The organism is Rhizobium skierniewicense Ch11 (genome assembly GCF_023757665.1).
Lineage (GTDB): Bacteria > Pseudomonadota > Alphaproteobacteria > Rhizobiales > Rhizobiaceae > Agrobacterium > Agrobacterium skierniewicense.
In genome coordinates, this window is record NZ_RXPG01000009.1 from 137,679 (window position 1) to 163,597 (window position 25,919).

Consider the following 25,919-nt stretch of genomic DNA (forward strand, 5'->3'; position numbering starts at 1 on the left):
AAGGTGTTATTTTGAATTCGCCTCAAAGGCTTTGACGACTGTTCGGATCCTGCTCGGCACGGTCGCGGTAAAGGGCGGCACGGCCCAATAGCATTAAAGAAACAGGCGTGGTGACGGTCATGAAAATACCGATGAAGATTTCCTGAAACACCGGGCGTTCGCCTGACACCGAAAAATAGATGACCGATGCGATGACGATGCCGCCTGTTCCCCAGCTGGTGCCAAGAGTTGGGGCGTGCAGGCGTTCATAGAAGCTCTGCAACTTGGCAAAGCCGATCGTTCCGATGAGCGTGAGGGATGAACCAAGCAGAACGAAAAAGGCGACGAGGATGGCGGCCCAGAGGGGGAATTCGGCGGCGCTGTTCATTCGATCACCTCTCCACGCATCATGAATTTTGAAAGTGCCACGGTCGATACGAATCCTAGAATAGCGATCAGCAGGGCGGCGGTGAAATAGACGTCGTTGCCGGTGCGAAGCCCAAACAGCAGAACCAACAGCATGGCGCTGACATAAAGCGTATCGACGCCGAGGACCCGGTCCTGCGCGCGCGGGCCGATGGCGATGCGATAGACGGATAGCGCCATGGCGATTGCAAGAAACAACTGGGCGATCGAGAACGACCAGAAAAGGATAACCGAACTCATTCGAATATCTCCATCAGCAATTTTTCATAACGGCCTTTGATGAGGTTATGCCAATAGGCCTCATTCATTTCGTCCAATACGTGGATCAAAAGCGTGCCTTGAGACGAATTATACTCAAGCCAGGCGCTTCCGGGTGCTGCTGTGAGCACCACGGCCAGAATCGAAAGCCCCATCGGGTCTCGGAGTTCAAGAGGCAGCGTCAGGAAGCCCGAGCGTATCTTTCGATCGCGCCGGAACAGGATGATCGCTGCAACCGTGATGTTGGAGCGGATGATATCGTAAAGGACGATGAACGTCAGCTTCACCAGCAGATGCCAGTTTCGAATGCGCGGTTTCGGTGGGCGCAGGGACGCCATGGCCCAGGACGCCAAGATGGCGACGATGGTACCCAGCAACAGATGACCAGTCGAGAAGCCATTGATCGTCAGCCAGAAGAAGATGAGCGAAAGTGTCAGCAGCGGATAGGGCAGGATACGGGTGATCATGGCGCTGACCCCTGACCGTTATCGGCCCTCGGAGCAGACATCACGCCTTGAATATAGCTTTCGGGAAGACTGCCGATACGTGCCGTTTCCTGCAGGTACCTCATGACGGGACCGGCTGCGATGGTCATTGCCAACGTTAAGGCCAACAGCATCAGGACAGGCGCGATTTCAATGACGAGAACACGCGGTACAGTCCCTTCAAGTGACCCCCAGAAGGTACGAATACCGGCGCGCGTCATGGAAATCAGCGCGGCCAAGCCCGAGAAGACGATGAGGAAGACGAGCCACCACGAGAGCGTCGAGACCGTATCGTTGGCGCCCAATCCTGATGGATTGAGGATGGCAGATAGCATCGAGAACTTGGCGATGAAGCCGGATAATGGTGGCAGGCCAGCCAGAAGAATACCACAGGCTGCGAAACAGACGCCGAGCACCGCCATGGTGCCGGGCATGGTAACGCCGACCTCGTCTTCTTCTTCGTCCTCTTCACCTTCGCCGTAAGCTTCCATCGTCACAGCCAAAACGTTGGCACCGGCGTCCTGCCCGCGCTCGACGAGTTCGATCAGCATGAAAAAGGCGCTGGTCGTCAGTGTCGAACTGATGAGGTAATACAGCGCACCGGAGGCAACAAGGGGATTGCCCGTTCCCATCGCAGCCAGAAGCGTTCCCGAGGACACGAGAACAGAAAAGCCGGCAAGGCGGCCAAGCGCCTGTGAGGCTAGCACCCCGATGGTGCCGAACACGATGGTGGCGATGCCGCCGACCAGAAGCGCATCATGACCGAAACCCGCCGAAGCGCCCGCCGTCTCTCCGAACAGGAGGAAGGACAGGCGCGCGATGATGTAGATTCCAACCTTGCTCATGATGGCGAAAATGGCGGCTACAGGTGCCGATGCGGCGGTGTAGGCCGTGGGTAGCCAGAAATTCAAAGGCCACATGCCGGCCTTGACCAGGAAGGCTACGCCAAGCACGGCCGCGCCGGTTTCCAGCAGCATGCGCTGATCCGGGTTGAGACCTGCAATGCGCTGTGCCAGATCACCCATGTTGAGGGTGCCGGTGACGCCATAGATGAGGCTGACGCCGATCAGGAAAAACAGGGCCGCAACAAGATTTATGGCGATGTAATGCAGGCCGGCCTTGACGCGCAACGGCCCGGAGCCGTGCAATAGGAGGCCATAGGAGGCTGCCAGCATGACCTCGAAGAAGACAAACAGGTTGAACAGATCGCCGGTCAGGAATGCGCCGTTCACGCCCATCAGCATCAGATGAAAAAGTGAATGGAAATGCGCACCTGCTTTGTGCCACTTCGCCAGCGAGTAGATGAGTGAGGGAATGGCGAGCAGCGCCATCAGCAGTACCATAAGGCCGGAAAGCCGGTCCGCGACCAGCACGATACCGAAGGGCGCAGGCCAGTTGCCGAGAAGATAGACGCCGGTCGAAATGACGGCAGCAACTTCCGTGTTGATCGTCGAATTGACCTCGATGAACAGGGTGACGGCAACCGCCAGCAGAATGAAGGTCGAGATGAGGCTGACGGCGGCTTTCGTGGAGCGCTTGCGCTCGTCGATGAACAGCAGGATGGCGCCAGTCATCAGCGGCACCAATATCGGCGCAACGACGATGTGAGCGGGAAAGGAATTCACTTCGTTTCCCTCCCGTCGACATGGTCAGTGCCGGTCAGTCCGCGTGCTGCCAGGAGGACGACGAGAAAGAGTGCGGTCGTTGCAAAGCCGATGACGATGGCTGTCAGCACGAGTGCTTGCGGAACGGGATCCGCCAAGGTCGACGTGATGACACCCTCAAGCAGCAAGGGCGGTGCATTCGTTTTGATGCCGCCAACGCCGAAGATGAAGAGGTTGACGGCGTAGGACAGAAGCGAAAGACCGATGATGACCTGATAGGTGCGGGGACGCAGGATGAGCCAGACACCAGATCCGGTCATCACACCGATCCCCAGGGCAAGAATGAGTTCCATTACGCCTCCTCCGCTTTTGAGGCGTCAGGCACACGTATTTTATAGTTACGCAGCGATTGGTGCGCCAATGCTATCAGAATAAGGACCGTCGCACCGACGACGAGGGCGAAAACGCCAAGGTCGAACAGCAGCGCGGTCGCTGTCGGCATTTTGCCGATGTAGGGAATGTCAGTGTATTGAAAATAGGATGTGAGGAACGGGTATCCGAGGAGCCAAGACCCCATGCCCGTTGCTGCCGACATCAACAGACCGAACCCCATCCAGCGCAACGGCAGAATGCGGATGCGGTCTTCCGCCCAGCGGGTCCCACCGGCCAGATATTGCAGAAGAAACGCAACAGCCATGGTGATCCCTGCCGAGAAGCCACCGCCCGGAAGATCATGGCCCCTTATGAACAGGTAGATCGAGAAGGTCACGATGACAGGGAACATCCACTGCATGATAACAGAAGGGACCAGCAGATAATCGCGAACCGTGTCACCTTTGCTGCGTTCCGGGCTGTCGGCATCGAACGCATTTTGAATAAGCTGTTGTTCCGGCAGACCGATGCTTTCCTGAGCAGGACGGAAACGACGCAGCAGCGAGAACACAGTGAGACCGACGATCGCGAGAACCGCGATCTCACCCATGGTATCGAATCCACGGAAATCGACCAGAATGACGTTGACAACATTCCTTCCGCCACCCTCGCTATAGGCTTTATCGAGGAAGTAGTTGGCGATGGTGTTGGGCACGGGCAGCGTCATGACGGCAAAAGCGATGATGCTCATGCCGATACCGCAAAAGACGGCAAGCAGAAAATCGCGCCCGCGACGAAGCTGGGACGGCAGTTCGTTGTTGTTGTCGACCTTGACCATACGTTTGGGTAGCCAGCGCAGGCCCAGCAGAATGAGAACGAGCGTCACGATTTCGACCAGCAACTGCGTGATGGCCAGATCGGGTGCTGAAAGCCACACGAAGGTGAGGCAGGTGACAAGACCTGATACGCCCAGCATGACGAGGGCAGCCAGGCGGTGATATTTCGCCTGCCATGCGGCACCCATGGCGGCAATCATCCCGATGCCCCATAGAATGGCGAAAATCGGATCAAAAGTTGTCACAGCGGGAAGTGTCAACGAGAAATTGGACGATGCGAGCGGTGAAAAACCGGCAACCAGCGCCACCAATATCAGCATGCGCAGTTGCGGTTGCAAACGGCGTGTCCCCAGCCTGCTTTCAGCCCAGCGCGCCCATTTCCAGGAAACGGTCACCATGACCCGCTCGAAAATACGTTGCCCGCGCAGATGCCGGAAGAACGGTGGACCATCATCGCAGCGCGCGAAATAACCACCCAGCAAAGCGTAGATTGCAACGCCACCCACGAATGCCATCAAGCTCATGATCAGTGGAAGGTTAAAACCGTGCCAGATCGACAGGCTATAGACCGGGGTCTGAGGTCCAAGCACCGACAGGACCGCCGAATGCAGGAAGGGACCGATGGACAGGCTCGGCACGACGCCGACGATCAGGCAGGCCAGCACCAGAAACTCGATGGGAAATCGCATCCAGCGCGGCGGTTCATGGGGCTTGGGGTTGGGAATATCATGTGGCGGCGGTCCGAAGAACACCGTGTGGATGAAGCGCAGCGAATAGGCCACGGCAAAGGCGCCCGATAAGGTCGCGACATAGGGAAGTGCCTTGTCCAGCAGGGAATCTGCATGGGTTTCCACGGATTCGGCAAAGAACATCTCCTTTGACAGAAAGCCGTTGAAGAGCGGAACACCGGCCATGGCCGCGCTCGCCGCCATTGCGAGCGTGGCAGTTGCTGGTAAAAACGGATAGAGGCCGCTCAAGCGCCGCATATCCCGTGTGCCGGTTTCATGGTCGATGATGCCGGCTGCCATGAAAAGCGATGCCTTGAAGGTGGCATGGTTCATCATGTGGAAGATGGCGGCAACAGCAGCGAGTGGACTGCCGAGGCTGAGAAGCGTAGTGATCAGGCCCAGATGGCTGATGGTGGAGTATGCGAGAAGTCCCTTCAGATCCTGCTGGAACATGGCGAAGTAAGCACCGAGCAGCAGGGTGATGATACCGCAGAAACCGAGCAGCCAGAACCATTCCGGTGTTCCCGCCAGAACCGGCCACAGCCTCGCCAGTAGAAACACGCCAGCTTTCACCATAGTGGCGGAGTGCAGATAGGCGGACACCGGTGTCGGCGCCGCCATGGCATTGGGGAGCCAGAAGTGGAACGGGAATTGCGCGCTCTTCGTCAGTGCGCCGATGAGGATGAGGACAAGTGCGGGAACATAGAGCGAGTGCGCTCTGATATCGCCTCCCTTGGCGATGATGTCATCCAGATCGTAGCTGCCCGCCATATGACCGAGGATCAAAAGCCCTGCCAGAAGGCAGAAGCCGCCGATACCGGTGACGGTGAGCGCCATACGTGCGCCATCGCGGGCTGTGGCATTGTGGTGCCAGTATCCGATCAGCAAAAATGAGAAGATGCTTGTCATTTCCCAGAAGATTGACAGTAAAATCACGTTTCCGGATAGAACAATTCCCAGCATCGAGCCCATGAAGGACAGGAAGAACGCGAAAAAGCGTGGAATAGGGTCGTCCGAAGACATGTAATAGCGTGCGTAGAGCACCACCAGAAAACCGATGCCGGTGACCAGTACCGTGAACATCCACGCAAATGCGTCCAGCCGGAGCGTAAAATTCAGACCAAGCTGTGGAAGCCACTCTACATCGTATTTGAGAACTGCACCGCCCTTGACGCTGCTGTAGAGCAGGATGGTCGTCACGAGGCTGAAGAGGGCGATGCCGCCGGCAACCAGCACAGGCGCACGGGCAGCGCCATCTCTCGGCATCATCGCAGTCACAATGCTGCCGATGAAGGGGAGGGCAATCAGAATGGGAAGGAGGGCTTCAAGACTCATGTACAATGGCAATTTTCTGGCGTTAAGATGTGACAGTTTCTGTGCCCGTCAACTTCGCCAACTCCGTCAAGTACGGAGATAACTGGCCACGACGGTTATGAAATTCCTCGGGGTGGCCCGCGGGGTGAGACCGTCCCGGTGAGACGAAGACCATGCCCACCGAATTGCATGTCTTCTGCACCGATCTGGTCGTTCATGTCGCCTGATACCAGTGCTATGTTCGGTAAAAATGGATCAACAAAATCGTGATCCACTGACCGAGCGTAAGACGTCCAGAGTGCTGAATCATGGCGCTGTGCACTGGTTGCGTTGTGCGCCAGCGATGTGGCTGCCTGAGGTCGTTGAGACGATTCAAGTCGATGGAGTTTTGCTGTAAGGGCAACGCTGACGCTCGCCTGAATTCCGATGAAGACAAGCATGCCAGCTGCAAAAACACCGATCAGCCTTTTGGAATAACGCGGGGTCCAGCGGTTTTTCCCCATCCATGGCAAAATCGTGTCTCCTCAATCGTCGTCAGCGTTTTGTTAAAACATCACCAGAAAAGTGGATATCCACTGTGTTTTTAGGGGAATGGTATCGCCATTGTCCAGCGTGGAAAGCCTAAAATAAGGATATCCTTCCAAAAAAATGTGACGTCTGAGACTGGTCGCTGTAAGGAAAAAACGTGGCAAGGCCGAATTATACAGCAAATTTTAGTATTTGTTGGTTTATGTATTGGTTCTTAACTTTCGGGCAAGGAATTAACCATAAAGATTGGACGTATTTCACGGCGGAACGGAGATTTGAAAAATCTCCTTCCAGGCATGACGCCGCGCTGCCGTACCGGGTCGATCCGGTATTCTCTTTGATTGCAGAAGGCTCAGCAGCGTCATCTTGCCACGATTCGTCGTGCGCGGATTCGTGAAATATCCACCCGGATACTGACATTCTCAATCGGTCATGAGCCGGTTACCACCGGCGTAGCTATTGGGGACGTCGCTTGGGGCAGGAATTGCCAACAGATCAAACGAGAAAGGCCACGGGCAGCAGCCTGGGCGGCCGTCTGCGTTTTGCCGGTCTGGATCAGGACCAGTGCGATCTGTTGCGCCGCTACCGCGTCATGCTCGAACCCCATGTGAAGGCTGGCCTGCGCGATCTGATGGTCCGCTTCCAGTCCATGCCTGACTGTTCCCCATCCTTTGAAAGTGAAAACCAGCTCGACCGGCTGCACGACCTCCAGACTGCTCATTGGAGCGTGATGACGGACGCCCGGTTCGACGCGGTCTACGCGGAGCGCATCAAGGTCCTGTCCGATACCGAAAGCCGCATGGGGCTCGACCCACGCTGGCACATCGCCGGTCATGCCGTGGTGCTGGAAAATCTTCTCGGCGGTTTGATTGCCGACCATGCGCCTCGCACACTTTTGCCCGGCAACCGCAAGCGTCAGCGCGAATTGGCTGAAGCCGTCAAGGCTGTGGTGCGGCTGGTCATGGTCGATACTGAAATCGCGGTTTCGTTGCGCTTCAACGAATTGCGCCTGCGCCATACCCAGGAACTGGCCAAGCAGCGCGAAGAGGATCAGGCAGACGCCAAGCGTCTCCTCGGTGATGCATTGGCCGCCTTTGCGGCCGGCGATCTGACGGTACGGATCAGCGGCGATATTCCAGATAATTATCGTGATCTTGCCGACGCCTTCAACGGGGCGCTGGAGAAGATCGAAGCGTCGTTGGCATCGGCTCAGGCTGGGATACATCAGGCACATACAGCAACCGAGCGGTTGGCGGGCGAGGGCCGGACGATGGCATCTGCATCGTCGCAGCAGGCGCTAAGATTGACCAGCGCATCCGACACTTTGGGTGTGATCATGGACGACGTTCGCTCCAGCAGCGAGCGTATTGCTGCTGCCGACACGGCGGTCTCGCAGGCTCGTAACGCCGCCACGGAAAGCGGAACGGCTGTTGGTGAGGCGATCAATGCCATGGCCGGTATCGAACAATCGGCGGAACAGATCGGTCGCATCATCGGCTCGATCGATGAAATTGCATTCCAGACAAATCTGCTGGCGCTGAACGCTGGCATCGAAGCCGCACGTGCGGGCGAAAGCGGTCGCGGCTTTGCCGTCGTCGCTCAGGAAGTGCGCGCTTTGGCTCAGCGTTCGGCAGATGCGGCGCGTGAAATCAAAAATCTCGTCAACGGCACAAAAACGCAGGTGGATGCAGGCGTTCGCATGGTCAATCGCACGCAGGAAGCCATTGACGGTGTTGTCCGCCAGGTTTCCGGGGTCAGCGACATGATTGGCGATGTTGCACGCCGTACGGACGAAAACGTTACCAGCTTGCAGACCGTTGCGATTGAACTCGGTTCCATCGGTTCTGACGCGGAGCGTTCCGCTATCCGTTTGACATCGGCGGCCGGTGAGGCCGACGATTTGCACACGGTCATTCTGGAACTGGGTCGTACCGTGCGGGAGTTCCGCATCGCGCGCCAGATGCAATCTGCGGCAGAGCCGATCATCAGACACACACAAGACAACGTGGCAACCACGCGTGAAGATCGCGTGGAGTATGGCTACGTGCACCAACAATTCAGACGCCAAGGAGTGATTTGATGGCAAGCAGGAAAGCAGCGCAACCGGCATTAAAATTGTCACCGGTGCTGGACCTCAATCAGGCATCCGTCCTGCACGGAAAGCTGATGGAATTGAGGGGTGCCCCGCTTGCGGTGGATGCCTCCGAGGTCGAGCGCGTGGGCGTGCAATGCGCCCAGGTCTTGATGGCTGGCATCAAGGCTTGGGAAGCCGATGGCAAGTCATTCACCTTTGCAAAGGCATCGGACGCCTTTGACAAAACTCTTAAACTGATCGGCGTGGACATCGATCATATGCTCCCGAAGGAGATGCAGAAATGAAGAAGAAGGTTCTGACGGTCGACGATTCCAGGACGATCCGTAATATGCTGCTTTTGACGCTGAACAATGCCGGGTTTGAAACGATCCAGGCTGAAGACGGCATCGAAGGTCTTGAAGTGCTCGAAGGCTGCGAGCCCGATGTTATCGTCACCGACATCAACATGCCGCGTCTCGATGGTTTCGGCTTTATCGAGGGTGTTCGTCGCAATGAGAAATATCGTGCGATCCCCATCCTTGTCCTGACGACGGAAAGCGATGCTGAAAAGAAAAATCGTGCCCGCCAGGCAGGTGCGACCGGCTGGATTGTCAAGCCGTTCGATCCTGTAAAGCTGATCGATGCCATTGAACGCGTAACTGCTTGATACGGGACTACTCACGATGGATATGAACGAAATCAAAGAAATCTTCTTCCAGGAGTGCGAAGAGCAACTCGCTGAACTGGAATCGGGTCTTCTGAAATTGAATGACGGGGACCGTGATCCGGAAACCGTAAATGCTGTGTTTCGTGCCGTTCATTCCATCAAGGGTGGAGCGGGCGCGTTCGGTCTCGACGATCTCGTAGCATTCGCTCACGTTTTCGAAACGACACTGGACTGCGTACGCTCGAACAAGCTGGAACCCGACCAGGACGTCCTGAAGGTCATGCTGAAGTCGGCTGACGTTCTGGCTGACCTGACCAATGCCGCCCGTGATGGCAGCAGCGTCGAAGATGGCCGTACGCGCGGTCTGGTCAAGGAACTGGAAGCACTGGCCAACGGCGAGAAGGTCTCGTCCAGCGCCGCGTCCGAACCCGCAGCAGCCAAGCCCTCAGCGCCAGCACCGGCCGCCGCTGCACCCGCGCCGACCGACGACAGCGGCTTCCAGCCCGTTGCCTTTTCTTTCGGCGAGTTCGAGGATGACACTGTCCCGATGATGGAAACGCCGTCTTTCGACGTCGTTTTCAAGCCGCAGACCTCGCTCTATACCAAGGGCAATGAGTCAGCTCTGTTGCTGCGCGATCTTTCCCGCATCGGCGAGATGAGCATCAACTGCGACATGAGCGCTTTGCCTGCGCTGGAAAACATCGAGCCTGAAGCGGCCTATTTCTTCTGGAAGATTTCGATCAAGACGGACAAGGGTGCCGCAGGCATCCGGACTGTCTTTGAATTCGCCGAGTGGGATTGCGACCTGGAAATCACGGAAATCGTGGCCGAGACGTCAGCCGAAGAAGAACTGCCGATGATACCGGTTCCGTTCGATCTTTCCGTCCTCGACGAAACTGCCGAAGAGCCTGCCATCCAGCCGGCTGCTGCGGAAGAAACAGTCGCGACAAAGACTGTCTCGACCGCTGTTGCCGCCACCGAGGTAACGCGCGCCGTATCCGCGGCTGCGGAAAAGAAGGAAGCACCGGCCGCTGCTGCTGCTGCTGCTGCTGCCAATGCTGCAAACTCTAGCGCTGGCCAGACGATCCGCGTGGATCTGGATCGCGTCGACCGCCTCATCAACCTGGTGGGCGAACTCGTCATCAACCAGGCGATGCTGTCGCAGAGCGTCATCGAGAACGACACGACCGGCACATCTGCCGTCAATATGGGCCTTGAAGAACTCCAGCAGCTGACGCGCGAAATTCAGGACAGCGTTATGGCTATCCGCGCGCAGCCGGTGAAGCCTGTCTTCCAGCGCATGTCGCGTATCGTGCGCGAAGTCGCCGACATGATCGGCAAGCAGATCCGCCTGATCACCGAGGGTGAAAACACCGAAGTGGACAAGACGGTCATCGACAAGCTGGCCGAGCCTCTGACTCACATGATCCGCAATGCCGTTGACCACGGCATCGAGACGCCTGAAAAACGCGAGGCCGCCGGCAAGAACCCCGAAGGCACTGTCAAGTTGACGGCAAAGCACCGCTCGGGCCGCATCCTGATCGAACTGGCCGACGACGGCGCCGGCATCAATCGCGAGCGTGTTCGCCAGAAGGCAATCGACAACGATCTGATCGCTGCCGATGCCAATCTGACGGACGAGGAAATCGACAATCTGATCTTTGCTCCGGGCTTTTCCACCGCCGACAAGATTTCCGACATTTCGGGTCGTGGTGTGGGCATGGACGTGGTTAAGCGTTCGATCCAGGCACTGGGCGGCCGTATCAGCATCACCTCGCGTCCGGGTCTCGGTTCTACCTTCACCATGAGCCTGCCACTGACACTTGCCGTTCTCGACGGCATGGTGGTGACCGTTGCCGGTCAGACGCTCGTCGTGCCTTTGACGGCAATTGTCGAAACATTGCAGCCGGAAGCGGTGAACATTCACTCCTTCGGCTCCAACCAGCGCCTGATCTCCATCCGCAACTCCTTCTGCCCGCTGGTGGATGTCGGTCGTATCCTCAACTTCCGCAACACCCAGGCAAACCCGGTCGACGGCGTTGCACTGCTGGTGGAATCGGAAGGTGGCGGCCAGCGTGCTTTGATGGTCGATGCCATCCAGGGCCAGCGCCAGGTCGTGATCAAGTCACTGGAAGCCAACTATACCCACGTGCCGGGCATCGCTGCCGCAACCATCCTTGGTGATGGCCGCGTCGCGCTCATTCTCGATGTGGATGCTGTTGTCGGCGCGTCTCGTGGCCAGTCGCTCAAGCAAGAGATGTCTCTTGCGGTAGCGGGTTGAAAGTAGTGATGAATGACAGCGCTCAAGTTTAACGATACACGCCTATCCCCGGATGAAGTGCTTGCCAGCGGAGAATATCCGCTGACACGTCGCGACCTGTCCGAAATCGCCGCGATGATCTATGCCGATGCCGGCATCTATCTGAACGACACAAAGGCGTCGCTCGTTTATTCACGACTGTCCAAGCATATCCGCAATCTGGGTATTTCCGGTTTCCGGGAGTATTGCACCCTCGTTTCCTCTCAAGAGGGCGCTCATGCTCGTCGTGAGATGCTGTCGCATTTGACAACAAACTTCACGCGCTTCTTCCGCGAAAACCATCACTTCGAGAATCTGCGTGATGAGGTTCTTCCAGGGCTTATCAACCGTGCAAAAGCCGGTGGCCGTGTGCGAATCTGGTCTGCCGCCTGTTCCGACGGGCAGGAGCCATATTCAATCGCACTGACGGTTCTGGGCCTGTTTCCGAATGCCGCGGAATACGACTTCCGCATTCTGGCGACGGATATCGACCCGAAGATTCTGGCGCAGGCCCGAGCGGGGATTTATGATGAGAATGCGCTGGAAACCGTTACACCTGCCATGCGCAAGCAATGGTTTCAGGACGTCGATGTCGGTGGTCGCCGCAAGCACCAGATCAGCGACAAAGTCAAAAAGCTGATCACGTTCAACGAGTTGAACCTTATGACGCAGTGGCCCTTCAAGGGCGGCTTCGACGTCATTTTCTGTCGCAACGTGGTGATCTATTTCGATGAGCCGACACAGGTGAAAATCTGGGCGCGTTTTGCAGGCCTTCTGCCGGAAGGCGGACATCTCTATATCGGTCACTCCGAGCGTGTCTCCGGTGATCCGAAAGCACTGTTCGACAACACTGGCATCACGACCTATCGCTACATCGGCAAACCCGGCGGGAGAAAAGCATGACGGCACCCGCCAGAGTTCTTGTCGTTGACGACTCACCGACGATGCGCGGCCTGATTTCGGCTGTCCTAAAAGCTGACCCCGATGTTGACGTGGTTGGCCAGGCAGGCAACGCCATGGAAGCGCGCGCGGCGATCAAGGAACTCAACCCGGATGTTGTGACGCTGGATATCGAGATGCCGGAGATGAACGGCCTCGAGTTCCTGGAAAAGATCATGCGGCTTCGGCCTATGCCGGTCATCATGGTTTCGACGCTGACGCATCGCGGTGCCGGTGCCTCGCTGGCGGCGCTTGAAATCGGTGCGTTCGATTGTGTTGGAAAGCCTGCTCCGGGTGACAGCCGGCCGTTTGGCGATCTGGCTGAAAAGGTCAAGGCTGCCGCACGTTCGCAGCATCAGTCCTATCGCAATGTCGCAGTTGAAAGGGCTCCTGTTCCCCAGCCAATGGCCGTCAGCGATTATCGCGTTGGACGAAAGATTGTGGCGATCGGCTCATCGACCGGTGGTGTCGAAGCACTGATCGCTGTCTTGCAGAAATTCCCGGCCAATTGCCCGCCCACCGTCATCACCCAGCACATGCCTTCGACGTTTACGAAAAGCTTTGCGGAGCGCCTTAATCGTTTATGCGCGCCGGTGGTCGAGGAGGCCACGGATGGTGCGCGTCTTCAAACGGGGAAAATATATCTTGCACCGGGCGGAGAGCGTCATTTGCAGGTCGTTAATCATTCCGCGCCAAGCTGCAGGCTTTTGGAAAAGGAACCTGTTAATGGGCACCGTCCATCCGTGGATGTTCTGTTCGATTCCGTGGCCGAACTCGCCGGACGCAACGCCGTTGGTGTCATCCTCACAGGGATGGGGCGTGACGGGGCTGCCGGACTGCTGAAAATGCGCCATGCCGGTGCCCGCACCGTTGGCCAGAACGAAAAAACCTGCGTCGTTTATGGCATGCCAAGGGTCGCCCACGAACTTGGTGCTGTCGAAACACAACTTCCGCTGAACGCCATCGGCGAAGAAATTTTAAAACTTACTGCCGCCCGAAAAGAAGGTTCCGACTAATGTCTCTTGCAGAAAAAATCAAAGTTCTGATCGTTGACGATCAGGTTACCAGCCGCCTGCTCCTCAGTGATGCACTCACGCAGCTCGGTTTCAAGCAGATCACCTCTGCTGGTGACGGCGAACAGGGAATGAAGATCATGGAGCAGCAGCCCCATCATCTCGTCATTTCCGACTTCAACATGCCGAAGATGGATGGTCTTGGCTTCTTGCAGGCGGTTCGCACGAACCCGACGACCAAGAAGGCAGCCTTCATCATCTTGACCGCGCAGGGTGACCGCGCGCTGGTTCAGAAGGCAGCGCAGCTGGGCGCCAACAACGTTCTGGCAAAGCCATTCTCCATTGACAAAATGAAGGCGGCAATCGAAGCCGTATTTGGATCGTTGAAATGATCGAAACCGCAGCCAAGCGCGTACATATCATCCAAGGCGAGTATAAAATCGCCAACGATCCCGAAGTGGTTTTAACGACCATTCTCGGCTCGTGCGTGGCTGCATGTCTGAGAGACCCCGTTGCGGGCGTCGGCGGCATGAACCACTTTCTGCTGCCGGGAACGGGGGGCACCGGGGGCGGAGATGCAACCCGCTATGGGGTGCATCTCATGGAATTGCTGATCAACGGTCTGCTCAAGCAGGGCGCGCGCCGTGATCGGCTCGAGGCAAAGATTTTCGGCGGGGCGAAGACCATTGCCAGCTTCTCGAATGTCGGCGAACAGAACGCTGCATTCGCGGTGCAATTTCTAAAAGATGAAGGCATTCGTCTTCTCGGGCAGTCGACCGGGGGAGACTCGGGCAGAAAAGTGGAGTTCTGGCCGGTGTCCGGTCGTGCCCGCCAGCATCCACTCAGCGGTGCCGAAACGCAGTCTACGGTTGCCCTCGAAAAGCGTCCAGCACCGGCTCCAAAGCCAGTCGCCAACGATATCGAGTTTTTCTAGAACGGCTACAAAAGCGGGTTTGCTCAGTCGTTCTTCATCTTGTTTCAGCATCGGGTCGACGCCAGCTTGGCAACATCGATCCGGCGCTCTGGTCACGGAGTCATTTATGCAGATCGCCGAGCAAGCGCAGTTGTCCCCATTCGAAGAAGCACTTCCCGATGTCTTGATGCGGGTCGTTTCGGAGCTTCACGATGTGGCGTACCTGATCGAGAGAATAGAACCGCAATTGCTCGAGGCGACCGATGGTGCCGTCACCGTGGAAGGCATGCGCCTTTTCCAGGGTATAGACCTTGCTGTCCAAAAGACCCGCGGTCTCGCCGAATTCATCGATACGATTACGGGTTCCATCCCGCTCGATTGGGCCGTCGATGTCTCGACTGCGCTCAGCCTCGTCAAGCTGGCTGAAATGCAAAAGGCGCTGGGTGCAGGCTTGCGTCATGGCCATTCGCAACCGCTCGACAAGGTTTCCGGTGATTGCGATTTGTTCTAGAATCAGTTTTTTGAAGCTCAAGGTGGCGGTGCAATCCTGTATCGTCACCGGTTATCGAACACTGAAAAATTGATTTCCTATTATTTATGAGGCAATGAAGCATCATTTTTGTGCACGTAAAGCGCGGCACAAGCTTCGAAGTATTAATCTGCAATCCGATTTCCATAGACAATGGTACATGTGGCGAACAGCACGCCATATTCGGGGTTCAGATTGATGAATAGTGTAACAAACGGCAATGTCTCCAGTTCGCTTTTCCCGAATGTGCTTGAGCTTGCGAAGACCCAGCGTCTGTCTTTGATGGACCTCTTCAAATTTGCCGAAACCTTCAGTGCAGAAGGCCGACGAGCCGAGGCGGTCGAGCTTTACAAGACCTGGCTTGCCTTCAACGAGTCCCAGCCGGGACAGCAGATGGTATACTTCAACTATTCTGTCACCCTGCGCCAACTCAACGACCTGCCTGGATCGATCAACGCCATGCGTGCCGCGCTGAAAGTCGATCCCATGTTTGGTCCTGCTCACATCAACCTGGGGCGGGCCTATGAAGACGCCGGCGCAGCCCCACAGGCCATCCAGCAGTGGAAGAGTTTTGTCGAGAGCACGGACGAAAGCACCGCCGACCGTGTGTCCTACCGGTTCATGGCGTTGCAGCACATTGGCCGCGTGATGGAAAATGCCGGTTTGCTGGATGAGGCTGAGGCTGTGATGTGGCAGGCCATGGAGTTGCGGCCGGACAAGCCAGAAACCGGCCAGCACTGGAGCGCCATTCGTCAGCGCCAGTGCAAATGGCCGATCCTCATCCCGTCGAACCATATCACCATGCGTCAGATGGTGGATGCCATGTCACCGCTGACATTGGGCTGCTATTCCGACGACCCGATGTTCCAATTGGCCCGTGCGTATGTCTACAACAAGGGTTTCGTCGGCCGCCTTGATATCAAGGATTTTCCACGCAGCCAGGTCAAACAGAAGACCGGCACAGGGCAACGCCTGCGCATCGGTTACGTCTCGTCCGACCTTCGCGACCATGCGGTCGGCTTTGCTTTGCGCGAGGTTTTGGAATGTCACGACAAGGCAAGTGTCGAGATCCATGCCTATTACTGTGGCGAGCCAGTTGCCAAGGACGAAACACAGACACGCATGAAGGCAGCGGTCGACACCTGGCATGACATCGGCACGCTGACAGATGAAGCCGCCGCGCGACAGATCGCCAAGGACGAGATCGACATTCTGATCGACGTCAACGGTTACACGAAACATGCCCGCACGAAAATTTTCGCTTATCGTCCCGCACCTGTCATCGTCAATTTCTGCGGTTATCCCGGCTCGATGGGCAGTCCGTTCCACCAGTATATGATTGCAGATGCCCAAATCGTGCCCGTCGAAAGCGAGATTTACTACTCGGAGAAAGTTCTGCGCATTGCCTGCAATCAACCGATCGATCGCAAGCGCACGATCGCCGAGAAGCCGACGCGAGCGAGCGTAGGGCTGCCGGAAGATGCCTTCGTATTTGCTTGCTTCAATGGCATGCAAAAGATCACCTCTGGCACGTTTGACCAGTGGATGAAAATCCTTACTGCCACGCCTGACAGCATTTTGTGGCTGTTGAGCGGTAACGAAAAAGCCGATCAACGACTACGAGAATTGGCGCAGGCCGCGGGCATCGCGTCTGAGCGGATCATCTTCGCGCCCAAGGCTGGCAATGCACAGCATCTGGCGCGCATCGCCGTGGCGGATCTGTTTCTCGACACTTTCCCTTATGGTGCGCACTCGACGGCCGGTGACGCATTGACGGTCGGGCTTCCCGTGCTGACGTTCCCTGGCAAGAGCTTCGCCGCGCGCTTCTGCAGCAGCGTTGTGGCTGCAACCGGCGTGCCGGAACTGATCTGCACGGGCCCGGAAGACTATGTCGACAAGGCGATTGCCTATGCCAAAAAACCTACGACCTTGAAGCAAGTGAGAGACAAGCTGCAAGCCAATCGTGAAACGAGCGCGCTGCGCGACATTCCCGGATTGGCCCGCCGTCTGGAAGAGCTGTTTTGGCAGATGCAAGGCGAAGCGGAGCGTGGCCAGGCCCCGGTTCCCGATTTGCGAAACCTCGATGTCTACTACGAAATCGGGACCGAACTTGTTCTGGAAAACCTGGAATTTGTTGATGAGCAGACTTACCGCAACCGATATCTGGAAAAGCTGAGGGAGTGGAATGCCTTCGCTGCCATCCCCCATGACATCAGGCTGTGGACCGGTAACGGAAGCAACGACGCATAGGCGTTCCGATTAAACCGGTTTCCCGGCAACGTCCCCAACATCTTTCGATCCGCGCGCTGTTTCGTTTCTTGCGCGCTCGCGATCGATACATCCAATAAGGCAGGTCGAGCGTGTCCCAGTCGAAAAAGATTGCTATCGTCGGTGCGGGTCTCTCTGGAGCCGTGATTGGTCGCGAGCTTGCGCAAGCGGGCCACCAGGTCGATATATTCGACAGACGCGACCATATCGCGGGCAACTGCCACACCGAGCGCGACGGTGAAACGGGCGTGATGGTGCATGTTTATGGCCCGCATATCTTTCATACCGACGACGCGCATGTGTGGGATTACGTCAACCGCTTCCAGACCTTCATGCCCTACAAGAACCGGGTGAAAACGACCAGCCGTGGCGAGGTGTTTTCACTTCCGGTCAATCTTCACACCATCAACCAGTTCTTCGACAAGACTTTTCGGCCGGATGAGGCGAAAGCGTTCATCGAAGATCAGGCCGACAAAACGATCGAGGATCCACAGACCTTCGAAGAGCAGGCGCTGCGCTTTGTCGGCCGAGATCTTTATGAGGCTTTTTTCCAGGGGTACACGCAAAAACAATGGGGCTGCTCGCCAACAGCTTTGCCCGCGTCGATCCTCAAACGCCTCCCCGTACGCTTCAACTATGATGATGATTACTTCTTCCACAAATATCAGGGTATGCCGGAAACCGGCTACACCCCGATGGTTGAGCGTATCCTTGATCATCCCGGCATCAAGGTTCATCTCAACAGCAATTTTGAGCGCAGCGAAACGGATGGCTACGACCACACATTCTACTCCGGTTCTCTCGATGGCTATTTCGATTATGCCAATGGCCGGCTCGGCTATCGCACGCTCGATTTCGAACGTTTTACCTATGATGGTGACTATCAGGGCTGCGCGGTGATGAACTACGGGGAGGTCTCGGTTCCCTACACGCGCATTACGGAACACAAGCATTTCTCGCCATGGGAAAAGCATCAGGGATCGGTTTGTTATCGTGAGTTTTCGCGCGAATGCGGCCCTGACGATGTGCCCTATTATCCCATTCGCCTAGTCGAGGAAAAAGAGCAACTGGCGCAATATGCAGCTCTGGCGACGGCTGAGAAAGCCGTAACCTTCGTCGGCCGGCTGGGAACCTATCGATATCTGGATATGGATGTTACCATCCGCGAGGCGTTGGATACGGCTGCTCTCTTCCTGTCGCGTGAACAGACGGGCGAGCCCATGCCTGCCTTCCTCAATCCACCGCTTTAAGCTGACTGCGCGCAAGCCCCGATTTTTAGATCGAGAAACCTGACAGCCTCGCGCAAGCAACCAAACCTAGAATTGTTACAGCTGGATTTATGCCTTGGCCGTTGGCCCGGGCAACGTTCTGCACGACAGGGGCTGGGCAGGGTTATTTTCTTCGTGCTGTTCAGGCATTCGTCCGGAGGCGTTGCGGCTTCCGAATTGTCTTCGATATTTGAACTCGCGATCAAGGCCTGCACATGACGTCGATCATACCTTCTTTAACGCCCAGCCTGATTTCGAAGCTATCGACGGCCACAGTTGCCAGCTGGTCCACGGAAGACGTCGCATCCCTCACGACCGAACAGGTGTCTGCCATGTCTTCGCGGCAGATCGGCGCATTTTCGTCCATACAGATATCGGCGATCGAGACGGAAGATCTGCAAACGATGTCACGGATACAGCTGAGTGGCATTTCCGAGAGCGGGATGGTGGGGCTGACCCTTGACCAGCTTGCGGTTCTCAACAAAGCCTCCATCGAAAGCTTCAGCCAGAAGCAGGTCGCTGCGTTGACCACGCAACAGTTGGCCGACATGAACGATGTTACCATCGAAGCACTCACACCATCGCAGATCGCAGCTCTGAGTTCCGAGCAACTGGCAGCGATTGACCCGGAGGACTTCAAGGAGTTCTCCACCGCAGATATAGCTGCCATCTCCAGCAAAGCCATGCCGGGCTTGAGCCATAAGGTCATTCCGTTTTTAAGCACGGCTCAAATTGCTGCGATTTCTGCAACTGCCATGCCCGGGGTGACGACGGAAGCCTTCAGTTCCTTTTCCGATGTGCAGCTTGCCGCCATCAACAGCCAGGCAATTGCAAAGCTGACGAGCGAGCAGCTTACGAGCCTCGTCTCCGTCGAATTCGCATATTTTACGCCCGATCAGGCGTCTGCCCTGAAGGCCAACCAGATTTCCGCACTCGAGCAGGGAGATGTCTCCAACTTCACGGTAGCTGCTGTCGGCGCATTCAGCACGGCTGTGATCGCGAGCCTTTCTACCGGCCAGATTGCGGAATTATCCTCGACGCAGCTTGCGAACTTGAACGTCCGCCAGATCGGTGCGCTGACCTCATCTCAAGTGGCAGTCGTTACGGCCGTTGACATCGAAGCTCTGACGCCGACGCAGATCGCGGCACTTTCGACGAAAACAATCACGGGTCTGACCACAGAGCAAATCGGTGCGCTTTCCACCGCGCAGGTGGAGGCCTTTACCCCGGCTCAGGTCAAAGCACTCAGTTCGACCCAGGTCGCAACGCTCGATAAAGATCAGATGGCGACCTTTTCAACAGGCGACATAGCTGCGATCACGAGTGCAGCTGCTGTGGGCTTGAAGACGGAGATCGTTTCGTCTTTGAGTTCCCAGCAGGTGGCGGCAATCAGTGCCAGCACGTTCGCGAAGCTCACGACCGATCAGATATTGGCGCTGACATCAAGCCAGCCGGGCGCTTTGACATCGACCCAACTGGCCGCACTGACATCCATTCAGGCGGCAGTTCTGTCTAAGGATGACATTGACAAGTTTGAACCCTCAGCGCTCGCAGCCTTATCCAGCAAAGCGGTTCCAGGCCTCGATGTATCCGTCATTGCCGAGTTCACGGCCAATCAGATCGCCGCTCTGTCGACCGGTGCGATTGCCAAACTGACCACAACGCAGGTTGCCGCACTGTCTGCCGATCAGGTCGAGGCTCTGACTGCGGCTCAGGTCAAAGTGCTGACCTCGTCCCAGATCGCGGCTCTCGGCGCCGACGAGATCAAGACATTCTCGACGGATGATATCGCCGCCCTCTCGACCAAAAGTATTGCGGGCTTGAGCGCCGACGCATTGAAGGGCCTGACGGAAGAGCAGGTCGCAGCCTTCAGTTCTGCTGCTGTTGCTGCCTTGTCGACTGAACAGTTTGGTGCGTTTACAAGCGTTCAGTTGGAGGGGTTGACGGTAACCCAACTGAGCGCGCTCAAACCGGCACACGTCAAATTGCTGTCCGCAGAAACAGTCGCCTCACTTGACAATGAGGGTATCGCAGCTCTGAATACCGCAGCGATTGCTGCCTTGTCGACGGCGCAGATTGCCGCGATGACGACGGCTCAGGTTGAAGCCTTGTCGCCGAACCAAGTCAAAGCTTTAAGTTCATCGCAACTCGGCGCGCTCGAAACGGACCAAATTACTACGTTTTCGACAGCGGATATCGCCGCGATCGGCTCCAAGGCCATCCAGGGCTTGAGCACCGCCGTCGTCGCTGCGCTGACCTCCATGCAAGTGGCCGCGTTGAGCACGGTTTCCGTTGCCGCGCTGACCACAGATCAGATCGATGCTCTACCAGCCGACATGTTCACGTATCTCTCAAACATACAGGTCGGCGCGCTCACGTCTGCGCAAGTGGGTGTGCTGGATGCCTCTGATCTTGCAAAGATTTCCATCCCGGCTTTAAGCGGGACGGCCATCCCGGGTCTTTCTACGGCGGTTCTTGCCTCGCTCAAGCCAACGGAAATTGCGGCTTTGAGCACCAATGCCGTCTCGAAATTGACGAAGGATCAGATCGTCGCCTTGACGGCCACTCAGGTCGCGGCATTGACGACAGGCCAGACCAGAGCCCTCAGTACCACGCAAGTTGCAGCCCTTCCTTTAACGTCTCTCGCTGCGTTGAGCACGGCGCAGATATCCACGATGTTGCCAAAGACGTTGGCCGCGTTGACTGCGGAACAGATAACGGCTCTCTCGAGTGAGCAGATGAAAGCCTTGTCGTCGTCGCAAGTTGCGGCGCTGACATCGAACCAGATCAAAGGGTTTGAGGCCGAAGACATCAAGGCACTTTCGACGGCGGCTGTCGCGACCTTAAGCGCAAGCGGTGTCAGCGGCTTATCGAAAGACCTGATCGAGGCACTGTCAGCGGACCAGATTGCTGCGTTAAGCGTTGGCTCCGTCGGGTCCATGACGTCAGATCAGATTTCAGCGCTCTCGACCTTGCAGGTAGATGCCTTCACCACGCGTCAGCTCGCTGCGATGAAATCGGCACAGACTGCGGGATTTGGGCCTGAGGATATTGCGACATTTTCGACAGCAGACATCGCCGCTCTCACCGCAAGGGGTATTGCCGGCTTCAGCACGACTGCGATAAAGGCGCTGACAACAGAACAGATAGGGGCATTTTCGACGTCCGCCGTGGCAAGTTTGACGGTTGACCAGATTGATATGCTCGACACAGCTCAGTTCGCGGCGCTGGCGACGGCGCAGATTGGGGCGCTCACATCCGGCCAGATTGCTGCGCTGGATGCGGCAAATCTGCAATCGCTGGCTACCGATAAACTTGCAGCGCTTCAACCTGCCACGATCAAAAATCTGACCGACGCTCAAGTGGCTGCGTTGACAACCCTCCAGATCGCCAGCCTTTCCACAGCCCAGGTGCGTGAATTGGGCGCCACCCAGATCGCCGCAATGAGCACGGACAAGATTGCGGCTCTGTCTGCCGACAAGATCGCAGCTATTGGTACCGCGGGTATTTCCGGCCTGTCCAGCAAGCAGATTGCGGCGTTGACGCCATTGCAGGCAGAGGCGCTGACAACCATACAAATATCGGTCATGGTCGGCGATCAGATCGACGCGTTTGGAAAAGACGCCATCGCCAAATTCTCCACTGACGATATGGCGGCCATCAAGTCCGATGCCATTTCCGGGCTATCGACGGCCGTTCTGGCGTCGTTGACGACAGCGCAAATTGCGGCACTGAACCCCTCCAGCGTCCCGGCGCTGACAACCCGTCAGGTCGCAGTGCTCGACAGCACACAAATTCCCGCATTGACCACAAAACAGGTCTCATCGCTGACCGCGGGCCAGATTGCCGTTCTCAACCCAGATGACGTCGCAAAATTCACGACATCACAGATTGCGGCTTTGAGTACCCTTGGTGTTTCCGGGCTGACCCCGGCCCAGCTTGCAAAGTTTACAACGCTACAGGCCGAAGCGTTGACCGCTTTCCAGGTCGGGGCTTTGTCTTCTGCACAGATCGGCGCTTTGGGAAAAGATGGCATAGCGCAATTTTCGAACGCTGATATTGGCGCCATCAATCCGGCCATTATTGCGACCCTACCGACAGATACCATCAAGGGTCTGACGCCGATTCAGCTCGCATCTTTGAGCAGCAGCGCTGTCGCAAGCCTGACGACCGGTCAGATCGGTGCTTTGAGCACCGGGCAGATCGATGCATTGTCAACGAAACAGATTTCCGCAATGACGTCACAGCAAATCGGGGCGCTGAGCAGCGACCATCTGACGTCGATGTCCACCGCATCCATCGCATCGATCAGCTCTGCTGCGATTTCCGGATTGTCGACTGAGACGATTGCAGCGTTGACGACTTTCCAACTGGGCGCCATCAGCACGGCTGGTATATCAGGCTTGACGACCAAACAGGTCGCAGCCTTGAGTACCGGCCAGGTCGGCTGGCTGTCGAGCACGCAGGTTTCTGCCTTGTCTTCGAGACAGGTGGCATCCCTCAACTCCGATCAGATCAAAGTGTTGACCACGCTTCAGATAACGGCCTTGAGTTCAGACGGCGTCACGGGTCTTTCGACCACGCAGATCGCCACTTTTACCACGCTTCAGGCGGAAGCGCTCACAACCGGGCAGGTTGCTGTGCTAAGCTCTGCGCAGGTTGGAGCGTTTGACGTCGACGATCTCAAGGTCTTTTCGACCAGAGATATTCTGGCGCTTTCCAGCGGCGCGGTCGCGGGCCTGTCCACCGACATGCTGCCTTTGCTACCTGCTGAGACCATCGCCGCATTATCCTCGTCGGCCATGGCGGGTCTCTCCACAGCCCAGATTGCATCTTTGACATTGACACAATTTGGAGCGCTGACCACGTCGCAGATTGGCGCACTCGGTTCAAAGCAGATCGCAGCCCTTGGAACCGCCGGTGTCGGTGCGCTGTCCACGGCCCAGATTGCTGCACTCAGCACGATGGGCGTGCCCGGCCTTTCCCCAGCCCAGGTCGGCGCGCTTTCCACAGATCAGATCGAAGCGCTCAATACAGCGCAGGTCGCCGTCCTTACCTCGTCGCAAGTCGCAGCGCTTGACGCCGCCGACATTGGCGTGTTTTCGACCGCTGAACTCGCAGTCCTGAGCTCAAGCGCTATTCTTGGATTATCCTCCGCGACGCTTGCCGGTCTTTCCCCAGAGCGCATCGCCGTGCTTGGAGCGGGCAGTGTTCCTGGCCTGTCCACGGGACAAATCGGGTCGCTGACGAGCGTGCAGATCGGTGCCTTGACGACGGTGCAGATTGCATCACTTGGCTCCAAGCAGATCGCAGCCTTGGGCACGGTCGGTGCCAGCGCGCTATCCACAGGCCAGATCGCAGCCTTGAGCACCGCTGGCATAGCCGGTCTCACCACAGACCAGATTGCGGCTCTGTCGACGGGGCAGATCGAAGCCTTCAACACGACGCAGGTTGCGGTGCTGACCTCTGCGCAGGTTGGCGCCTTGGGCGGGGACGACTTCAGCGCGTTTTCGACTGCCGAGCTTGCAGCTCTGTCTTCGGGTGCGATTGCTGGTCTCACGACCACGACACTTGCCGGACTTCCAACGGAGCGCATCGCTGTTCTCGGAACGGCCAGCATTGCTGGTCTCTCGACCGCGCAGATTGCGGCTTTGAAACCAGCGCAGCTGGAAGCCTTGACGACGGCGCAAGTGGCAGCCCTTGGCTCCAAACAGGTGGCTGCCCTGGGAAGCACGGGCGCGGCAGTCTTGTCGTCTGCGCAGATCATGGCCATGAGCACAGCCGCCATCGCAGGCCTGTCAACTGGCCAGATCACGGCCTTTTCCACGGAGCAGGTGGAGGCACTGACACCTGTACAGGTTGCCGCTCTCAACTCCATGCAGCTTTCTGCCTTTGATGTGGACGATATTGCTGCACTGTCTACCGATGATCTGGCGGCGCTACCAGCGCATGTGATCCAAGGCTTATCCACCTCGGCGCTGGCCGCCATGCCAACGGAACGGATTGCAGCCCTCGGCACCGCTGGTATTTCCGGCCTCACAACCGGGCAGATCGCATCCTTGAGTGTCGATCAGGTGGAAGCCTTCACGCCTGTTCAGGTGGCGGCGCTGGGATCGAAACAGCTGGCGGCCCTCGGTACGGACGATCTTCTGACATTCTCGACGGCCGATATCGCGGCCATCAGCGCCGCCGCCATCAGTGGCCTGTCCACGGCGACAGTTGCTTCGTTGTCCACTGAAGTCGTCCATTCTCTGAGTGCAGCTGCTATTCCGGGCCTTTCCACGGCACAGATCGCCGCCCTGACAGTCGATCAGATCAGCGTTCTGTCGCTCGGCCAGATCGGGGCGTTTAGCTCGCAGCAGGTCGCAGCATTGGAAGTTGTTGACATCGCGGCTCTCTCGACGGGCCAGATCGTGTCGATCAGCACGGGCGGTATCACCGGTCTCTCCAGCGATCAGGTCGCGGCTCTCAGCCTGGAACAATTGCATGTGCTGTCCACCACACAGGTCAATAATCTCACGTCAAAGGCAGTAGCAGGGCTAACAGCGGAGGAGTTGCAGACGCTCAGCTCGGCCCAGATCGCTGCCATCAACTCGTCGGCCATCGGCGGATTGCCGACCGACTTCATTGCGGCGATGTCCACGGGCGAACTGGCGGCCTTGGGAACGGCCGGCATCGCCGGGCTGACCAGCAAACAGGTCGCAGCGCTTGGCAAGGATCAGGTTGAATCCTTCTCGACTGCTCAGATTGCAGCACTCAGCGCAGATGGTTTGGCTGGTCTGACGACACAGGCCATGTCGACATTCTCGACATCCGATATCGCTGCGATTGCCTCCGGCTCCATTCGCGGCCTGTCGACCGCCATCATCGCGGCATTGACGACCAGCGAGATCGGCGCTTTGAGTGCGAGCCAGGTTGGGGCGCTGGGCTACAACCAGATCGTCGCACTGACGACGACACAGGTCGATGCGCTGACGACAACGCAGATCAACGCCCTGAACGCCATCCAGGCGGCGGCGCTGGGAACAGAAGATATCGCGCTGTTTTCAACGGACGACATTCTGGCTTTTTCCACCGGCGCGATTTCCGGTCTTGCAACCAGCGTGATCGGTGCGTTGACGACTGCGCAAAGTGAGGCGTTGACACCGGCGCAGGTCGGCGCGCTGACATCGGCCCAGGTGGCGGCTCTCTCCAAGGAGAATATCGCGAAGTTCTCGACCTCCGATATCGCGGCCTTCAGCCCGACCGGCATCACCGGCCTATCCACAGACACGCTGGTGAGCCTGTCCAGCGAGCAGATCGATACGATCCTCAACACCCATATGGGATCGCTGACGCCCAATCAGGTGTCTGCCATTATCTCCAATTACGTGTCCTGACAGGGACCCGTAATTTAGGCAAGGGAAACGGATAGGGGAA

18 protein-coding genes are annotated in these 25,919 nt (G+C 57.2%); 12 read left to right on the forward strand and 6 right to left on the reverse strand.

All coding sequences use genetic code 11. From position 1 onward, the window contains the following. Positions 1-22: 22 nt before the first annotated feature. Genes mnhG through EKM04_RS09180 form a run of 6 tightly spaced genes read right to left on the reverse strand, consistent with a single transcriptional unit; the run spans position 23 to position 6,023 of the window. The gene (mnhG, locus tag EKM04_RS09155; protein WP_174152062.1) at positions 23-367 is read right to left on the reverse strand and encodes a monovalent cation/H(+) antiporter subunit G; all 345 of its coding nucleotides are present in this window, start codon (positions 365-367) and stop codon (positions 23-25) included. Further along, positions 364-645, reverse strand: a complete 282-nt coding sequence (locus EKM04_RS09160; RefSeq protein ID WP_174152063.1) for a K+/H+ antiporter subunit F — start codon at positions 643-645, stop codon at positions 364-366. Before EKM04_RS09160 ends, mnhG begins: the two co-directional genes overlap by 4 nt. Beyond that, the gene (locus EKM04_RS09165; RefSeq protein WP_183894008.1) at positions 642-1,130 is read right to left on the reverse strand and encodes a Na+/H+ antiporter subunit E; all 489 of its coding nucleotides are present in this window, start codon (positions 1,128-1,130) and stop codon (positions 642-644) included. Before EKM04_RS09165 ends, EKM04_RS09160 begins: the two co-directional genes overlap by 4 nt. Further along, positions 1,127-2,773: a monovalent cation/H+ antiporter subunit D gene (locus tag EKM04_RS09170; protein WP_183894010.1), complete on the reverse strand. Its 1,647-nt coding sequence runs from the start codon at positions 2,771-2,773 to the stop codon at positions 1,127-1,129. The genes EKM04_RS09165 and EKM04_RS09170 overlap by 4 nt, the downstream gene beginning before the upstream one ends. Beyond that, positions 2,770-3,105: a Na+/H+ antiporter subunit C gene (locus tag EKM04_RS09175; protein WP_174152066.1), complete on the reverse strand. Its 336-nt coding sequence runs from the start codon at positions 3,103-3,105 to the stop codon at positions 2,770-2,772. The genes EKM04_RS09170 and EKM04_RS09175 overlap by 4 nt, the downstream gene beginning before the upstream one ends. Beyond that, complete coding sequence (locus EKM04_RS09180; RefSeq protein ID WP_183894012.1) at positions 3,105-6,023, reverse strand: monovalent cation/H+ antiporter subunit A; 2,919 nt, start codon at positions 6,021-6,023, stop codon at positions 3,105-3,107. Before EKM04_RS09180 ends, EKM04_RS09175 begins: the two co-directional genes overlap by 1 nt. Before the next feature lie 991 nt (positions 6,024-7,014). Between EKM04_RS09180 and EKM04_RS09185 the strand changes: the two genes are divergently transcribed. The 12 genes from EKM04_RS09185 (at position 7,015) to EKM04_RS09240 (ending at position 25,879) form a co-directional block, all read left to right on the forward strand. After that, positions 7,015-8,610 carry a methyl-accepting chemotaxis protein gene (locus tag EKM04_RS09185; protein WP_234910877.1) on the forward strand — a complete coding sequence of 532 codons (1,596 nt, stop codon included), beginning with the start codon at positions 7,015-7,017 and terminating at the stop codon, positions 8,608-8,610. Next, positions 8,610-8,909, forward strand: coding sequence for an STAS domain-containing protein (locus EKM04_RS09190; protein WP_183894017.1), 300 nt, complete (start codon positions 8,610-8,612; stop codon positions 8,907-8,909). The genes EKM04_RS09185 and EKM04_RS09190 overlap by 1 nt, the downstream gene beginning before the upstream one ends. Further along, on the forward strand, positions 8,906-9,271 hold the full coding sequence (gene cheY1, locus EKM04_RS09195; protein ID WP_113493831.1) for a chemotaxis response regulator CheY1: 366 nt from the start codon (positions 8,906-8,908) through the stop codon (positions 9,269-9,271). The genes EKM04_RS09190 and cheY1 overlap by 4 nt, the downstream gene beginning before the upstream one ends. Positions 9,272-9,287: 16 nt before the next feature. Further along, on the forward strand, positions 9,288-11,552 hold the full coding sequence (locus EKM04_RS09200) for a chemotaxis protein CheA (RefSeq protein ID WP_174152070.1): 2,265 nt from the start codon (positions 9,288-9,290) through the stop codon (positions 11,550-11,552). 12 nt (positions 11,553-11,564) lie between these two features. Then, positions 11,565-12,473, forward strand: a complete 909-nt coding sequence (gene cheR / locus EKM04_RS09205; RefSeq protein WP_183894019.1) for a protein-glutamate O-methyltransferase CheR — start codon at positions 11,565-11,567, stop codon at positions 12,471-12,473. Continuing rightward, a complete protein-coding gene (cheB, locus tag EKM04_RS09210) occupies positions 12,470-13,525 on the forward strand; it encodes a protein-glutamate O-methylesterase CheB (protein WP_183894021.1) in 1,056 nt (351 codons plus the stop codon). The genes cheR and cheB overlap by 4 nt, the downstream gene beginning before the upstream one ends. Continuing rightward, positions 13,525-13,914: a chemotaxis response regulator CheY2 gene (gene cheY2 / locus EKM04_RS09215; protein ID WP_042618009.1), complete on the forward strand. Its 390-nt coding sequence runs from the start codon at positions 13,525-13,527 to the stop codon at positions 13,912-13,914. Before cheB ends, cheY2 begins: the two co-directional genes overlap by 1 nt. Beyond that, a complete protein-coding gene (cheD, locus tag EKM04_RS09220) occupies positions 13,911-14,456 on the forward strand; it encodes a chemoreceptor glutamine deamidase CheD (protein WP_067648750.1) in 546 nt (181 codons plus the stop codon). The genes cheY2 and cheD overlap by 4 nt, the downstream gene beginning before the upstream one ends. A gap of 106 nt (positions 14,457-14,562) precedes the next feature. Beyond that, complete coding sequence (gene cheT, locus EKM04_RS09225) at positions 14,563-14,946, forward strand: chemotaxis protein CheT (protein ID WP_174152073.1); 384 nt, start codon at positions 14,563-14,565, stop codon at positions 14,944-14,946. A 216-nt stretch (positions 14,947-15,162) separates the two neighbouring features. Next, on the forward strand, positions 15,163-17,214 hold the full coding sequence (locus tag EKM04_RS09230) for an O-linked N-acetylglucosamine transferase, SPINDLY family protein (protein ID WP_183894023.1): 2,052 nt from the start codon (positions 15,163-15,165) through the stop codon (positions 17,212-17,214). 110 nt (positions 17,215-17,324) lie between these two features. After that, positions 17,325-18,482, forward strand: a complete 1,158-nt coding sequence (gene glf, locus EKM04_RS09235; protein ID WP_174152075.1) for a UDP-galactopyranose mutase — start codon at positions 17,325-17,327, stop codon at positions 18,480-18,482. Positions 18,483-18,715: 233 nt separating this feature from the next. Next, entirely contained in the window at positions 18,716-25,879 is a 7,164-nt protein-coding gene (locus EKM04_RS09240) for a beta strand repeat-containing protein (RefSeq protein ID WP_183894025.1), read from the forward strand. The last annotated feature ends 40 nt before the right edge of the window (positions 25,880-25,919 follow it).

Excerpts from the sequence above, each read along its gene's own strand:
- mnhG (WP_174152062.1), bottom strand. The coding sequence starts at position 367 with ATGAACAGCGCCGCCGAATTCCCCCTCTGGGCCGCCATCCTCGTCGCC.
- EKM04_RS09160 (WP_174152063.1), bottom strand. The coding sequence starts at position 645 with ATGAGTTCGGTTATCCTTTTCTGGTCGTTCTCGATCGCCCAGTTGTTT.
- EKM04_RS09165 (WP_183894008.1), bottom strand. The coding sequence starts at position 1,130 with ATGATCACCCGTATCCTGCCCTATCCGCTGCTGACACTTTCGCTCATC.
- EKM04_RS09175 (WP_174152066.1), bottom strand. The coding sequence starts at position 3,105 with ATGGAACTCATTCTTGCCCTGGGGATCGGTGTGATGACCGGATCTGGT.
- EKM04_RS09180 (WP_183894012.1), bottom strand. The coding sequence starts at position 6,023 with ATGAGTCTTGAAGCCCTCCTTCCCATTCTGATTGCCCTCCCCTTCATC.
- EKM04_RS09190 (WP_183894017.1), top strand. The coding sequence starts at position 8,610 with ATGGCAAGCAGGAAAGCAGCGCAACCGGCATTAAAATTGTCACCGGTG.
- cheY1 (WP_113493831.1), top strand. The coding sequence starts at position 8,906 with ATGAAGAAGAAGGTTCTGACGGTCGACGATTCCAGGACGATCCGTAAT.
- EKM04_RS09200 (WP_174152070.1), top strand. The coding sequence starts at position 9,288 with ATGGATATGAACGAAATCAAAGAAATCTTCTTCCAGGAGTGCGAAGAG.
- cheR (WP_183894019.1), top strand. The coding sequence starts at position 11,565 with ATGACAGCGCTCAAGTTTAACGATACACGCCTATCCCCGGATGAAGTG.
- cheB (WP_183894021.1), top strand. The coding sequence starts at position 12,470 with ATGACGGCACCCGCCAGAGTTCTTGTCGTTGACGACTCACCGACGATG.
- cheY2 (WP_042618009.1), top strand. The coding sequence starts at position 13,525 with ATGTCTCTTGCAGAAAAAATCAAAGTTCTGATCGTTGACGATCAGGTT.
- cheD (WP_067648750.1), top strand. The coding sequence starts at position 13,911 with ATGATCGAAACCGCAGCCAAGCGCGTACATATCATCCAAGGCGAGTAT.
- cheT (WP_174152073.1), top strand. The coding sequence starts at position 14,563 with ATGCAGATCGCCGAGCAAGCGCAGTTGTCCCCATTCGAAGAAGCACTT.
- EKM04_RS09230 (WP_183894023.1), top strand. The coding sequence starts at position 15,163 with ATGAATAGTGTAACAAACGGCAATGTCTCCAGTTCGCTTTTCCCGAAT.
- EKM04_RS09240 (WP_183894025.1), top strand. The coding sequence starts at position 18,716 with ATGACGTCGATCATACCTTCTTTAACGCCCAGCCTGATTTCGAAGCTA.